Source organism: Fructobacillus durionis (genome assembly GCF_900112405.1).
Taxonomy (GTDB): domain Bacteria; phylum Bacillota; class Bacilli; order Lactobacillales; family Lactobacillaceae; genus Fructobacillus; species Fructobacillus durionis.
Map to the genome: position 1 here is coordinate 426,846 of NZ_FOLI01000001.1, position 13,736 is coordinate 440,581.

A 13,736-nucleotide genomic window follows, 5' to 3' on the forward strand; every position below is an offset into this window, starting at 1 on the left:
CATGCTATTTGAAAACGCAGATTTGATGACAGCCATTATTACGCCTTTTGACGAGAATAATGAGATTGACTTTGATACCTTGGCAACGCTGACAGAACGTTACATTAACGAAGGACACCGTGGCTTTATCATTGGTGGAACAACGGGTGAAACGCCAACGTTGACACACGATGAAAAGCTGGCCCTGTATCGAAAGTTTGCTGAAATTGTGGCCGGACGAGTACCCGTTATTGCTGGTACCGGATCAAATAATACGGCTGAAACGATCGACTTTACTAAGGAAGTTAGCCAAATCGACGGAATTGATGCCGCCTTGGTTGTGGTGCCTTACTATAACAAGCCAGACCAACGTCGTATGACCGCTCATTTTGAAGCGGTTGCTGAAGAGGGTGGCCTACCAGTGGTGATTTACAACATCCCCGGCCGAACTGGTGTCACCATGAGTAACGAAACGGTTGTCGAATTGTCTAAGAATCCGAACATCGTCGGTGTTAAGCAGTGTACCAGCATGACTGATTTGGAATACTTGGTAGACCATACTGGCCATGACTTTGCCGTTTATTCTGGTGAAGATGCACAGGCACTCTTTGCCCGTGTAATCGGGGCCAATGGGGTCATTTCCGTTGCTTCCCATTTGTACGGACCACAGATGCGCGCCATGTATGACGCTTTGTATTCTGGAAACTATCAGGAAGCAGGTGTACTACAACGTTGGTTAACGCCAAAGATGAGCGCCTTGTTCATGTATCCATCCCCAGCGCCAGTTAAGGCACTGCTAGATGCCGAAGGTTATAAAGTCGGTGGCTGCCGCCTACCAATTCTTCCATTAAACGATGAAGAAATGGAAGCTCTCGCACAAGCCATCCAGTAAAGGAGATTACCATTGATTAAAGTTATTATTGCTGGCTTCCGTGGTGCCATGGGCCAGCAAGCACTCCAAATGATCAAAGAGCAAGACAACCTAGAAGTTGTCGCTGTCTACTCGCCAAGCGCGAACGCTGAGAACGCGCAAGCAGCAGGTGTTGAAGCTGACACGCAGGTCTTCAACCAACTAGAGGACATCAAGGTCGAAGCTGACGTTTGGCTTGACTTTACTACGCCAGCAGCGGTTTTCGAGAACACGAAGTTTGCCATAGAACACGGTTATCAACCTGTGATTGGGACCACCGGACTGACTGATCAACAGGAAGAAGAACTAATGAACTTAGCCTCTGATAAAAAAGTCGGTGGCCTAATCGTACCGAACTTCTCACTGTCAGCCGTTCTGCTCATGAAGTTTTCAGAGGAAGCAGCGCAGTACTTCTCAGACGTTGAAGTAATTGAAATGCATCACGAAGATAAGAAGGATGCACCTTCTGGGACAGCCTTGATGACGGCCAAGCGAATCGATAAGGTTCGCAAGGCACACGAACAAGGTGACTCCAAGGAAACGATGCCAGGGGTTCGTGGCGCAGACTTAAATGGCATTCGTATTCACGCTGTTCGCCTTCCAGGCTACGTTGCCCACGAGCAGGTTCTGTTCGGAGGGGAGGGGGAAGCTCTGACAATCCGTCAGGATAGCTTTAACCGTTCTTCCTTTATGAAGGGCGTGAAATTAGCCATTGAAAAAGTTCACACAGTCGACAAACTAACCATCGGGTTAGAGCAGGTTATGTAATCAGAAAGAAGCAAGTATGCCGGAATTATTACCACAACTAGAAGATAGCTATAATCAGCGCCTTAACTTAGTTAAGCCATCCAAGATTCGTTCCTTTGACAATCAGATTTCTGATATCGAAGGATTGGTTAAGCTGACCATCGGGGAACCCGACTTTGACACGCCAGATCACATCAAGAAGGCCGCTATTAAGGCTATGCAGCAAAACCAAACGCACTACACGGCCCAAGCCGGCACAGCTGCACTACAAGAAGCGATTGCTGGATACCTCAAGCGACACCACGACCTGGTCTACTCAGCTCATAGTGAAATTGTTGCGACAGTTGGGGCAACGGAAGCGATTTACGCTATCTTGGAAACTTTGATTAATCCCGGTGATCAGTTTGTGATTCCAACTCCAGCCTTTGCGCTTTACGAGCCAATTATTAATTTACTTGGCGGTGAAGTCATTGATGTTGATACGTCAGAGACTGATTTTAAGCTTTCGCCTACGGTGCTTGAAAAAGTCTTATCCGAGAACGCCCGCGTTAAGGCAGTCTTCTTAAGCTATCCAAATAATCCTTCCGGTAGCACACTTTCTGAAGAAGAAGTTCATGCTTTAGCAAAAGTCATTAAGAAGCACCATGTCTTTGTCATTTCTGATGAGATTTACAGTGACTTGACCTACGATAAGCAACCATACTCAATTGCTCGTGATTTGCCAAAACAAACAATCTACATTTCAGGGGTTTCAAAATCCTATGCTATGACGGGTTGGCGAATCGGTTTCGTTGCTGCACCGGCAGACTTTATTGCTCGCCTACGTAAGATTCACGCCTTTATGGTGACTTGTCCATCGGCCATTGATCAGGCAGCCGCCGCAGAAGCCTTCCTGAATGGCGATGCCGATATTGATAAGATGCGTTTCGAATACCGTGAACGTCGGAACGTCTTGTTCCAAGGACTAACTTCCATGGGACTGCGACCACTTTATCCAGAAGGGGCTTTCTACCTTTTCGTTCCAGTTCCTGAATCATTCCAAAATGATGATGAACTCTTTGCCTTCCGATTAGCACGAATGGCAAAGGTCGGTGTAATTCCGGGTTCTGCTTTTGGAAACGGCGGTAAGGGATATGTACGCTTATCTTATGCAGCCTCAATGGATAGTATTAAGGAAGCACTCCGTCGAATTAAAACGGCTCTTAACGATGGCGTCTTTGTAAATGATTAAGGAGATAAGAAAATGAGAACTTATAACGTTGCGATTCTAGGTGCTACAGGGGCTGTTGGAACTCGTTTAGTTCAACAACTCGAACAATCAACAATTCCCGTGGCCTCTGTTAAACTGTTAGCTTCTGCTCGGTCAGCTGGTAAGAAAGCGACTTTTAAGGGAGAAGAAGTGACGATTGAAGAAGCCACTCCTGAAGCCTTCGTAGGCATCGACATCGTTCTTGCTTCTGCTGGTGGTTCAGTTTCAAAGCGTCTGCTCCCTGAAGCTGTAAAACGTGGCGCTGTTTGTATCGACAATACTTCTGCCTTCCGAATGGACCCAGAAGTGCCACTGGTTGTGCCTGAGGTAAACCCAGAACAGTTGAAGAAGCACCATGGCATCATTGCCAACCCAAATTGTTCAACCATTCAGATGGTGGTTGCTTTGAAACCCGTTTTTGAGAAGTTCGGTATTGAACAGGTGATTGTGTCAACTTACCAGGCCGCTTCTGGTGCAGGCCAATCTGCCTTGAACGAGTTTTTCCAGGAAAGTCGCGACTACTTGGATGATAAGGAAATGTCAGCCGAGATTCTGCCAACGGCCAGTGATAAGAAGCACTACCCATTAGCCTTTAACTTGCTTCCTCAAATCGACGTCTTTGAGGACGAAGGTTACACCCATGAAGAATGGAAGATGATTCACGAAACAAAGAAGATTCTCTTGAACGATATGAATGCTACTGACCTTAAGGTGACAGCAACCTGTGTTCGTGTTCCCGTCCCAATTTCACACGGAGAATCGGTTTACGTTCAAGTCAAGGATAAGAAAGCAACCGCTCAAGATATTCGAGCAGCGATTGCCGAAGGGGAGGGGATTGTGCTACAAGATGACCCATCACAGCAAATTTACCCTCAACCATTGAATGCCGTTGGAACACGGGAAACGTATGTTGGTCGTATCCGTCCTGATCAAGAAAACGCCGGAGCATTCAACATGTGGGTTGTTTCAGATAACCTCCTAAAAGGAGCAGCTTGGAACACCGTAGAAATCGCGGAACGTTTGGTTTCAGAAGACTTGGTACATCCACAATAATCATTTTAAAAGTCCTAATTAACCTTAGGACTTTTTTTATTTGTCTTAAAAAGGTAGCTGTTGAACATTCGTCTTTTAATAATATTTAACTAAAATGTAATATAAAGTTCGTTTTTAATTAGAATATTCATCTGGATTCCCGTTGAATATTCATTTAATCTAACAGATAATAGGTTAGTAAGCGAATGATTGGTTGCGTTTAATCCGACTTTATCATTCAAATACGAATGATATTGTTAGTTGTCGTATTTTTAGGAGAAAAACAGAAAAATGAAAAAACTTCTTGTTGCCGTTGCGGTCGTTATTATCGCCGTTGGAGGATTCTTTGCTTTTAATGCAAGCGGGAAAAAATCCGACGCTGACTCCAGTAAGAAATCGTCGAAGATGGACTTGAAGGAATTGAATCTTCAATTCGTTCCATCAATTAACTCAGATACCTTGGTAGCCAAGGCTAAGCCACTGGAACAACTATTGGGTAAAGAATTGGGCATTCCGGTCCACGTATCACTTGGAACTAGTGGTAACAGTGTCGTTGAAGCACTTGGTTCTAAGAAAGTCGATGCATCCTTCCTATCACCTGATTCTTATGTTCAAGCTCACAAGTTGTACGGTGCTAAGGCGTTGTTGCAATCAACCCGTTACGGTATCAAGAAGGACAACACTGGAGAATCAACTGGTAAGCTCGTTGATAACTACAGTTCATTCGTTATTGTTGGTAAGAACTCCGGCATCAACTCAGTGAAGGACTTGAAGGGGAAGAAAATCGCCGTTCAAGGCCCATCATCTGCTGCCGGTTACGTTTACCCAGCTGTTGAGTTGAACAAGAAGGGCATTAACGTCCTGAAGGAATCAACGCTTGTCCAAGTTAAGGGACACGATCAAGCCGTTATGTCTGTCTTGGATGGCGATGTTGACGCAGCCTTTATCTTCGGTGACGCTCGAAACGTTGTAAAGAAGGATCAACCAGACGTCTTCAATAAGACAAAGATTTTGTATGCCACAAGCGGTATTCCAAACGATACAGTAACTGTACGTAAAGGAATTAGCTCATCTGATGATCAAAAGATTAAGGATGCTTTGAAGAAGATTGCCAAGACTGATGAAGGTAAGAAAGTCTTGAAGAACATCTACTCATGGGATGGTGTTGCCGATTCAAAGGACTCAAACTTTGACACAGTGCGCGAGTACAACAAGCAAGTAGCGAAGTTGCAGTAATGATAAATTAGTAAAAATACAAAAAGCAGGAAACCGTCTATAAAGGCGATTTACCTGCTTTTTTTCATTGAGCATATCTACAATATCTCAATGTCAAACATGCTATAATCACTTTGCAAACAAGTGAAGATGGTGGCTATCCTGGAAAGGTGGTGGTGCCGATGATTTCAAAATCATGACCCCAAACATCCTAGGAAAGGAGAAGCCTGATGTCTGTAATGGACGTCTTAACGCTGCTGATAGCGTTTGGAATACTTATTCTGACGTTTATTGGCATCGTCATTGACCTAATCAAATTAAGTCAAAAAAAATAACCATCTTAGACTGTGACAAGCTAATGGTTATTTATTAATCTATAAGGCTAGCCACCGTTAACTGGTTTGCTAGGGAAACGGTGCTGTTGAGTCAGCATCGTTTTTCTGTACACTCATTATAACATATGCGAGCCATGATGACTTTGGCCAGTTGATGATATTGCGTAATTGCTAGGTATTAATGAATACCACTGATATAGTTGGTTCCTTTATATAATCCAATCACCAAACCATCACATTTAACTTCAGACAAAGGACCACTAAGGCGCTTAATTTATGCTGATATTGAATGGTAGCGTGCAAAAAACCTGATTAAGAGAAAAATATTAGCTGGGTAACAAAGCGGGGTTATTTTTGTTTGTTGGATTGAATTGAAAAGATAAACAGATATTACTTTCGATAATATATATTATGTAAAGTAAACCATATAGAAACTCATTTACTCTAAATTAAAACATGCAATGATGATCAAACTACATACTATCTTATAAAGCTCTTGTCATTATCATTGGTTCTAGTAAAATTAAGCTATTGTCCTTTAAAACAATTAGATTTGAGAGGTATTATGAAAAGTAAAACAAATACTGGTTTACTCTTTGCCATCATTGGTGGTGTTTTCTGGGGCGCTTCTGGAACCGTTGCAGAATACGTATTCAGTGTCCAGCACGTACCGTCAACTTGGTTAGTTGGTATTAGACTTTTGAGCGCCGGATTGCTCTTATTAGGCGTATCGGTAACACTTCATCAAGACATTTTCGCTATCTGGCATAAATGGTCATCAGTTATATCGTTACTATTATTTTCTTTCTTCGGAATGCTACCTTCTCAATTAGCTTATTTTATGGCTATTCAGTATGGAAACGCACCGACAGCAACTGTTTTACAGTTTCTAGGGCCTATTTTTATCATTTTATATCTAGCATTGTCTAGCAAACATTGGCCTAGTCGAATTAATACGATTAGCGTTTTCATTGCGGTTACAGGAACGTTTTTACTCGTCACAAGCGGTAATATTAAAGGTTTATCCTTCTCATTAGCGGCCATTTTATGGGGAATTGGTGCTGGTTTGAGTCAAGCTTCCTATACACTTTTACCAAGAAAATTGTTGATTGAATTCGATGATACATTGGTTGTTGGTTGGGGAATGTTTTTAAGTAGTATTCCCTTCCTTGGTGTTATTTTTAATTCTAAAGTCACTATAAATAATGTTGGTACAGCTAGTTCCATTGTCTTCATCGTTATTTTTGGTACGATGCTAGCGTACCTATTTTATCTAAAGAGTCTCCGGTATATCTCACCAAGCATTACTGGTATGTTAAGTTCATTTGAACCATTAACAGCTACTTTGTTATCGATTACATTCTTGCATGTTACTTTTAATTTTGTACAATTAATCGGTGGCGCATTAATCCTTTCAACGGTGTTTTTGCAATACTTTTTCAATAAAGAATAAACTATTCTTTGTTCATATAAAAATTAGTAATAAAAAACAACAGTGAGATTTTCTGGCTGTTGTTTTTTATATTTATCTATTTGCTATATATTTATGTTATCAAGAAATTCTTGTTCATTTACTACTTCGTTTCAATCAACTTAGTCACCATTTCGTCCGCGACCGAATCAATATGAACAGGCCGTAATCCAGATGAAAAGAGTCCCAAGACTTTAAATAAAGGTACTAACTTAGACAAGGCATCCGACCGACCATTCCCATAAACCAAAGTCGGATTAACAATTGCTGTTGGAATTCCGCTGTTGACTAACATGTCTGTTATTACCTGCTTGATTTCAAGAAAAGCTTTCGGGCCAAGACTACCTTGAATGAAACCCATTCCTTTGACATGATAAGCCTTTGCAATTTTCAACATCACTTTTGCAGGCTCCTCATTGATAGTTTTTAATTGTTCCTTGTCTTTTTCTGGCCGCCCAACAAGGTCAATAATATAGTCAATATGATCTGGGAGCATTGCTTTCAATTCAGAAAAATTCGTTACATCAACTGCATAATTATGTATATTAGGCTGATTAAGCACCTGCTTTTCTGATCGTGAATAGACAAAAAAATCCACGTTAGCATCACGATTTACCCAAGTTTCAATAATATTTCTTCCAATGTAGCCACCGCCACCTAAAAGTACTACGTTCGTCATAAATTCATCCTTTTTTTGTATAATTAAAATTGTATATGTATCAGCATATAGTACAGTCATACAAAGAAGAACAACAGGTTATCGAAAAGTGTTGAGTGAAAATGGATAGTCATTTAATTAAAAACAATACAAAATCAAAAATATTCTCCACATTAATTTTATTTACCAAGGACAAAACTATTTACACGGTAACAGTAGCCGAATTAACTCGAAAAATTGGCATTAATCGAAGTACATTTTATTTATATTTCACTGACATCTCTGATGCCATATCGCAAATGGAAAAGTTGCTAATTGAAAACATTATTAACGTATTAAAACGGACTCGAACACTTCACAGTGATGATGCAATTGAACTTGATATGTATAAAGCAATTACCTATTCAATAGATAATAATAGCGATGCTTTTATTGCACTCTTAGGGACGAACGGAGATCAACAGTTTGCTAATCGCCTGAAACAAAGCATTGCTCCTTTTATCGGTCCTAATGGGATTACAAAAACGACCAAAAATTCAGATATTCCAGAGGACTTTGCAGAAGATTTTATTATTAATAGTATTTTCAGCATCGTCCTCTTCTGGATCAACCATAATGCGGAGATGCCTTATGAAAAAGTCGCGAAGATTATCTATAAAACCAGAAGACTATCGCCACTCGAAATTGCAGGTGTTAACTAATAAAAATCTCCCCCACTATTAAATATAAAAACTCATTAAAAAAACGGCTTTCCTTATCAATTAAAGAAAACCGTTTTTTCTTATAAATCTAAAATAAAGAATTGATCACAGGCGTTATGTTGAGCTTCTTTCAACGGTGCATCAATCTCTCGAAAGCCGACTTTTTGATAGACATGAACAGCTGACTCTAATTTGTGATGCGTTTCGAGGTAAAGCTGCTGATAGCCAGCCTTGCGTGCCTCATTGATGACCAGCTCAATTAATTGATAACTGAGCCCTTGTCCTCGAGATGCCTCACTCAAATAAAGTTTTTGTAGTTCTGCCACCCTTTGTTCATTATCGTATTCAGCGAAACCTGCGCCACCAAATACCTCCCCCTCATCACTTAAAGCAACATAGTAATCCCGGTTATCTTTCGCATCGTAGAAACGACTCATTTGCCCCAGTTCAGGATCAAAGTAAGCCGTTCCTTTAATGTTTAAACCAAAGGACTTTAACGAGCTTTGTATAATGTTTTTCAAAGCGGCGTCATCATTTGGCGTAATTTTCCGTATCTGCGTCATTTTGTCTATTCCTTTGGCCTTCCAATTCCTATCTTATAGATCAATTCTTATAAATCAATTTAACTCTTAATTTAACTCTTTATGTAGTTCGATAAAGTCACCCCTGGTGCTTTTGACCATCTAAAATGACGTCCACAATTTCCTGGCCAACCGTTTCAGCCGTCTTAAAACCCTCGACTGACATGTTTCCGTTTTCTGCCTTCATTTCCACCTTCTGCCCCGTTGGCGCGTGAAAATCGCCTGGTTCCAATGCTTTAAAAGTCATAAGGTCTTCTTTCAGTAAAATTAATTATAAAAATATTTTATCATAATTTTCTAATGATAATCACATTGTTAAGGACCGTTTTGTTATACTAAGTGTATTATCAAACCTTAGGAGGACGCTATGCCCGGAGTTCAAATAACCGATTTATATCAATTAAAAAGTCTTAGTCAGCCATTCGTGAATAATGGTACGGTTTTCTTTGTGCAAAGCATGCTGGACGAAAAAGAAAACACTTATCGAGCAGATATCTACTCTATTGATGCTCAGCAGACCGTCCGTCCCTACACAAACAGCGGGCTGAACCTACAGCCAGTCGTTAGCCAGGACTTCCTTTACTTCCGCTATAAAGAAAACGAAGGTGCCTTTCAACTCATGAAGATGCCGGTTGATGGTGGTGTGGCAGAAGCCCTGACCGTCGAAGATAGTGTCGATCAACTCGTTTTATCAGCAGACAAAACCAAGATTTTCTTCAAGTCTGTTCATACAGACGACACGAAGAAAGAGCCTCTTGGGATTCGACACCTAACAGAGGTTCAAAATAAAGCCGATGGTATTGGTTGGTTGCCAACCAACAAGACCTATTCATTGAAGGTTTACAATGTTCGAAATGGTGAAACAAAAACCTTCTGGACGCGAAAACAGGACTTCAATTTACAAGATGTTTCATCTGACAACGGCAAAGTCCTTTACCTTGCTGCCGAACACCCAGAATGGGATGACAAGTTTGACGATACGATGGCTGTCTACTGCTATGACCAAAAGGCCGACAAGCATCAGCGGCTTACTAGAGCCATGCCCGAAGCAGTCTTTTCCGACGCTCATTTTTCACCCGATGGCAAGCAGGCTGCCTTGATTGGAACTGACTTTAAGCATTATTCAGCCTCTGTTAATCAGCTTTATCGATACGACTTTACTAATGCCGAGCTTAAGAACGTCACTGAAAACGCGGACTTAAACGTGGGCTATGAGCACAGTATCGGGAGCGATTTGATTCAAAACCGCTCCAACCGTTCTATTTATTGGTTATCAAACGAAGCCTTTCTCTTTATTGCCTATGACCATGGGCACAGCCAACTCTATTATTACGATGGCCAGAAAAAACAATTACTCAGCGATGAAGCACGAGACATTGTGGACTTTGTGCCAGTTGATGATCAAACAGTCGTTTTCGTCAATTCAACACCGGAAAAACCATCCGAATTAAAAGAATGGCAGCTCTCGTCCAAAAAGGAACAGACGCTCTATAATCCAAACAAAGCGTACGAAAATACTCATCAATATGCTAAAGTCACTTCCTTCCACTACCCTTCTACCGACCAAGAAGTCGAAGTACAGGGTTGGTTTACAAGGGCTCAGGGAGATTCCGAAGCTGCACCCCTCATCCTTTATGTTCATGGTGGCCCTCATGCCGCTTACGGGGACACCTTCTTCCACGAGTTCCAGGCACTGGCAGCCGAAGGCTACCACGTCGCCTACGTGAACCCACGTGGCTCAACCAGTTACGGGGAAGACTTTGCCACCGCCGTCATGGGTCACTACGGTGAGTGCGACTACGACGATGTCATGGCCGGACTAGACTACGTTCTCGAACACTTTGACGGTATCGACCAGAAGCACCTCTTCATCGCCGGTGGTTCCTACGGTGGCTTCATGTCCGCCTGGGTCGTTGGCCATAACAACCGCTTCCAAGCCGCCGTTATTCAGCGCCCCGCCATCGACTGGATTGGCCTCTACGGCAACAGTGATATCGGTGTGACTTTCGTATCCGCTGAAATGGGCGCAGACCTCTATAAGGACGCCGGCGCAGCTCAATACTATTGGGAAAAGTCGCCTTTGGCATACGCCGATAAGGTTCAAACACCAACAAGAATACAGCACGGTGTCCTGGACCGTCGCTGCCCGGCCAGCCAAAGTGAAGCGCTCTTCACAGCCATTAAACGCACCGGCACCGACTGTGACTACATCCGCTACCCACAATCCTTCCACGGGCTCTCTCGAAACGGTGCACCAGCACTTCGAGTACGACGAATCAATGACATTGTCGATTGGTTTAAGCGTTACTAATTAAGTAACAAATTTAACATAAAAAAGCAGTTACTAATTAAAAAGTAACTGCTTTTTGTATGTATACGTACATTTATAATACTTATAAATCAATATTGTATAGTAAATCATCAAAGAACAATAAAAAAGAACAAACCGAGATATTCTATCTCCATTTGCTCTTCATTTATTAAACAAAATTGCTTACTTTAGTCCAGGAGCACCCTTCCAAACAGCAACTTCACCAGTTTCAGACTTGTTGTTAATGTAATCGGCAACGTTATCTGATTGGTAAGCCTTCACGAACTTCTTGATGGCTTCAGAATGCTGCTTCTTCTTTGTCGTTACAATAATGTTAATACCGTTGTGTTGGCTCTTATCGATTGGACGAACATAGATAGCAGACTTAATTGAACGACCTGCTCCAACGATGAAACTTGGGTCAACAGAAGCCAAGTCCACTTCAGGCAAGACACGAACAAGTTGGTCCGTTCCAACTTCCTTAAACTTCAGGTTCTTCTTGTTTTCAGTAATATCCTTTAGCGTTGGGTCCTTGGCATCCTTGTTCACCTTGATCAATCCGGCATTTTGGAGCAAGAGCAAAGTCCGTCCCTGCGTGATTTTAGTGTTTGAAATAGCCACCGTTCCACCATCAGGAATTTCATCCAAACTCTTGTGCTTATCTGAGTACAAACGACCAGCAACAAGAATTGTTTCTCCAACAGGAACCAAATCAGTCTTGTGGGCCTTGTTCCAGTCATTCAAGAAGATGTAGTGCTGGAAAGCGTTCACATCAATGTCACCACTAGATAAAGCGGCGTTAGGCTGTGTGTAATCCGTAAAAGTCTTAATCTTCAAATCAAGACCTTCCTTCTTCGCATTAGCCTTAATAATCTTCCACTGCTCATCGGTATGCTTGTCACCGGCCATGATTCCCACTGTCAAAGTCTCATTCTTTGACTTGCCTTCGTGATGCCCAAAACTCAAGTAACCAATTCCTGCCAAGGCGACCAAGGCAATAATCCAAATGTAAATCTTTTTCATGATAATCCTTCTCTCTAAGTAAATTCTTTCATATTTATTCATTACTCAGTCAAGTAGGTGGATCGTTAATTCCAACACTTTTGATTAGATGATTAAGATTAATTTGTATCCATTCACGTGTTTGCTTAATTGAAGCCATAAAAAAACCAGTCCTTACAGTATTGGTTCATACTGAAAGACTGGTTTTACTCGATTGAAAAAAGAGTGGCCAAATAGTCTTGATGCAATATGAACGGTCAAAGTCACTTTCTTGAAGCGCTAATCAACCGTTCATTATGACGATTGATTAGCTAAAACATGGCTACGTTCATCATTTGCATCTTAAGCATTCTTTTTTCTCCTTTTTCTTTAATGTTGTTTTAATTTTATCATATAGGTTGGCTATGTCAACGCTTTTTAACTATCAATATTTTAAAAAATTAGCATTTTCGATAAAAATACTACATATCTCAAAATTGATAGGGGGTCCTTCTCTCAATTCAAATATACTTCATACCAATACCCCTTTTTCCACCAACAAAAAATGCACACCGATTCATTATCAGTGAAAAAAGTCGCTGTCATTATATATGAAACGAGACGATTAACACCACTTGAAATAGCCGGTATTAACTAGTTATCTCCCCCCTACTTCAACTCTTCATGTAACTCAATAAAGTCACCCTGATGTTTCTGGCCATCCAAAATTACATCAACAATTTCCTGGCCGACCGTATCTGCCGTCTTAAAGCCATCAACTGCTAGATTACCGTTTAGATCAGTTGTCGTTGGCCCTGGATGAATGCTGAAGATTTCCAGTGAGCGGTTCTGGGCTTCAAAATCAATGGCCAATGCGTCCTTCATCACGTTTTGTGCAGCCTTCGTGGCCTTATAAGCAAATGGATTCCAGTTTGGATTAGCAACTGTTGGAATCGTTATATTCACAATCCGACCATTGTTCTTTTCTAGCACTGGTAAGAGTAACTGCGTTAGCTCAAAAGTTCCGAAGAAATTTACTTGCATCGTACTTCTTAAGTCATCAACCGACGTATCATAGCTTAATTCATTTTTACCAGGAACGCCGGCATTATTTACTAAGAGTGATAGACTGTCATATTTTTGACCGATCACATCAGCTGCTTCTTTCAACGTTTCAGGCGCACTTAAATCAACTTTAACAAAGTCGGCAGCAACCCCTGACTCCTTTAAAGCCTTGACCGCCTCAATACCGCGCCCTTCATTACGGGCACCGACTAGTACCTGCCAACCTTGATTTCCTAAGGCCTTTGCAATTGCAAAACCAATGCCCTTATTAGCACCTGTGATTAACGCTTTTTTCATAAATTAGTGCCTCCATTCGAATAATATCTATCCCAATTATAGTGCAAGATTTTAGCAATAACAAAAAGTCCCCTTCTGTGTGAAAGGGACTTTTTATTTTATTGAAAATAAATCCTATTTCTACACAAAAAAATGAACATCAACAAAAGTCGATGTTCATTCTCACCAAGTATCAAAAAAATTATTTGTTTAAAGCTTAATCAG

At 41.3% G+C, this 13,736-nt stretch carries 14 protein-coding genes; 9 read left to right on the forward strand and 5 right to left on the reverse strand.

Annotated features, from left to right (window positions below; all coding sequences use genetic code 11):
* Position 1: 1 nt before the first annotated feature.
* The 7 genes from dapA (at position 2) to BMZ93_RS01985 (ending at position 6,920) form a co-directional block, all read left to right on the forward strand.
* Positions 2-871, forward strand: coding sequence for a 4-hydroxy-tetrahydrodipicolinate synthase (gene dapA, locus BMZ93_RS01955; protein ID WP_091501635.1), 870 nt, complete (start codon positions 2-4; stop codon positions 869-871).
* A gap of 12 nt (positions 872-883) precedes the next feature.
* Positions 884-1,657 carry a 4-hydroxy-tetrahydrodipicolinate reductase gene (gene dapB, locus BMZ93_RS01960; protein WP_091501636.1) on the forward strand — a complete coding sequence of 258 codons (774 nt, stop codon included), beginning with the start codon at positions 884-886 and terminating at the stop codon, positions 1,655-1,657.
* A 16-nt stretch (positions 1,658-1,673) separates the two neighbouring features.
* Positions 1,674-2,867: an aminotransferase class I/II-fold pyridoxal phosphate-dependent enzyme gene (locus BMZ93_RS01965; protein WP_091501638.1), complete on the forward strand. Its 1,194-nt coding sequence runs from the start codon at positions 1,674-1,676 to the stop codon at positions 2,865-2,867.
* A 12-nt stretch (positions 2,868-2,879) separates the two neighbouring features.
* The gene (locus BMZ93_RS01970; protein ID WP_091501640.1) at positions 2,880-3,938 is read left to right on the forward strand and encodes an aspartate-semialdehyde dehydrogenase; all 1,059 of its coding nucleotides are present in this window, start codon (positions 2,880-2,882) and stop codon (positions 3,936-3,938) included.
* A gap of 270 nt (positions 3,939-4,208) precedes the next feature.
* A complete protein-coding gene (locus BMZ93_RS01975; RefSeq protein WP_091501642.1) occupies positions 4,209-5,153 on the forward strand; it encodes a phosphate/phosphite/phosphonate ABC transporter substrate-binding protein in 945 nt (314 codons plus the stop codon).
* A 218-nt stretch (positions 5,154-5,371) separates the two neighbouring features.
* Complete coding sequence (locus BMZ93_RS06695) at positions 5,372-5,467, forward strand: putative holin-like toxin (protein ID WP_342027618.1); 96 nt, start codon at positions 5,372-5,374, stop codon at positions 5,465-5,467.
* 565 nt (positions 5,468-6,032) lie between these two features.
* A complete protein-coding gene (locus BMZ93_RS01985) occupies positions 6,033-6,920 on the forward strand; it encodes a DMT family transporter (RefSeq protein ID WP_091501646.1) in 888 nt (295 codons plus the stop codon).
* Between the two features lie 121 nt (positions 6,921-7,041).
* On the opposite strand, the gene BMZ93_RS01990 is transcribed toward BMZ93_RS01985, so the two are convergent.
* Positions 7,042-7,617: an NAD-dependent epimerase/dehydratase family protein gene (locus tag BMZ93_RS01990; RefSeq protein WP_091501647.1), complete on the reverse strand. Its 576-nt coding sequence runs from the start codon at positions 7,615-7,617 to the stop codon at positions 7,042-7,044.
* Between the two features lie 101 nt (positions 7,618-7,718).
* Here BMZ93_RS01990 and BMZ93_RS01995 point away from each other — a divergent pair, with 101 nt between their 5' ends.
* Positions 7,719-8,297, forward strand: a complete 579-nt coding sequence (locus BMZ93_RS01995; RefSeq protein ID WP_091501649.1) for a TetR-like C-terminal domain-containing protein — start codon at positions 7,719-7,721, stop codon at positions 8,295-8,297.
* Between the two features lie 80 nt (positions 8,298-8,377).
* On the opposite strand, the gene BMZ93_RS02000 is transcribed toward BMZ93_RS01995, so the two are convergent.
* Both BMZ93_RS02000 and BMZ93_RS06575 read right to left on the reverse strand, forming a co-directional pair.
* Complete coding sequence (locus tag BMZ93_RS02000; protein WP_091501651.1) at positions 8,378-8,860, reverse strand: GNAT family N-acetyltransferase; 483 nt, start codon at positions 8,858-8,860, stop codon at positions 8,378-8,380.
* 97 nt (positions 8,861-8,957) lie between these two features.
* Positions 8,958-9,125 (reverse strand): hypothetical protein, encoded by a 168-nt coding sequence (locus BMZ93_RS06575; protein WP_159427778.1) that lies wholly within the window; start codon positions 9,123-9,125, stop codon positions 8,958-8,960.
* A gap of 120 nt (positions 9,126-9,245) precedes the next feature.
* Here BMZ93_RS06575 and BMZ93_RS02005 point away from each other — a divergent pair, with 120 nt between their 5' ends.
* Positions 9,246-11,189: a S9 family peptidase gene (locus BMZ93_RS02005; protein WP_091501653.1), complete on the forward strand. Its 1,944-nt coding sequence runs from the start codon at positions 9,246-9,248 to the stop codon at positions 11,187-11,189.
* 183 nt (positions 11,190-11,372) lie between these two features.
* Here BMZ93_RS02005 and BMZ93_RS02010 read toward each other — a convergent pair whose 3' ends face one another.
* Positions 11,373-12,212 (reverse strand): MetQ/NlpA family ABC transporter substrate-binding protein, encoded by an 840-nt coding sequence (locus tag BMZ93_RS02010; protein WP_091501655.1) that lies wholly within the window; start codon positions 12,210-12,212, stop codon positions 11,373-11,375.
* 627 nt (positions 12,213-12,839) lie between these two features.
* The gene (locus BMZ93_RS02015) at positions 12,840-13,532 is read right to left on the reverse strand and encodes an SDR family NAD(P)-dependent oxidoreductase (RefSeq protein WP_091501657.1); all 693 of its coding nucleotides are present in this window, start codon (positions 13,530-13,532) and stop codon (positions 12,840-12,842) included.
* Positions 13,533-13,736: the final 204 nt, after the last annotated feature.

Excerpts from the sequence above, each read along its gene's own strand:
- BMZ93_RS01975 (WP_091501642.1), top strand. The coding sequence starts at position 4,209 with ATGAAAAAACTTCTTGTTGCCGTTGCGGTCGTTATTATCGCCGTTGGA.
- BMZ93_RS02010 (WP_091501655.1), bottom strand. The coding sequence starts at position 12,212 with ATGAAAAAGATTTACATTTGGATTATTGCCTTGGTCGCCTTGGCAGGA.
- BMZ93_RS01970 (WP_091501640.1), top strand. The coding sequence starts at position 2,880 with ATGAGAACTTATAACGTTGCGATTCTAGGTGCTACAGGGGCTGTTGGA.
- BMZ93_RS02015 (WP_091501657.1), bottom strand. The coding sequence starts at position 13,532 with ATGAAAAAAGCGTTAATCACAGGTGCTAATAAGGGCATTGGTTTTGCA.
- dapA (WP_091501635.1), top strand. The coding sequence starts at position 2 with ATGCTATTTGAAAACGCAGATTTGATGACAGCCATTATTACGCCTTTT.
- BMZ93_RS02000 (WP_091501651.1), bottom strand. The coding sequence starts at position 8,860 with ATGACGCAGATACGGAAAATTACGCCAAATGATGACGCCGCTTTGAAA.
- BMZ93_RS01990 (WP_091501647.1), bottom strand. The coding sequence starts at position 7,617 with ATGACGAACGTAGTACTTTTAGGTGGCGGTGGCTACATTGGAAGAAAT.
- BMZ93_RS01985 (WP_091501646.1), top strand. The coding sequence starts at position 6,033 with ATGAAAAGTAAAACAAATACTGGTTTACTCTTTGCCATCATTGGTGGT.
- BMZ93_RS06575 (WP_159427778.1), bottom strand. The coding sequence starts at position 9,125 with ATGACTTTTAAAGCATTGGAACCAGGCGATTTTCACGCGCCAACGGGG.
- BMZ93_RS06695 (WP_342027618.1), top strand. The coding sequence starts at position 5,372 with ATGGACGTCTTAACGCTGCTGATAGCGTTTGGAATACTTATTCTGACG.
- BMZ93_RS01965 (WP_091501638.1), top strand. The coding sequence starts at position 1,674 with ATGCCGGAATTATTACCACAACTAGAAGATAGCTATAATCAGCGCCTT.
- BMZ93_RS02005 (WP_091501653.1), top strand. The coding sequence starts at position 9,246 with ATGCCCGGAGTTCAAATAACCGATTTATATCAATTAAAAAGTCTTAGT.
- BMZ93_RS01995 (WP_091501649.1), top strand. The coding sequence starts at position 7,719 with ATGGATAGTCATTTAATTAAAAACAATACAAAATCAAAAATATTCTCC.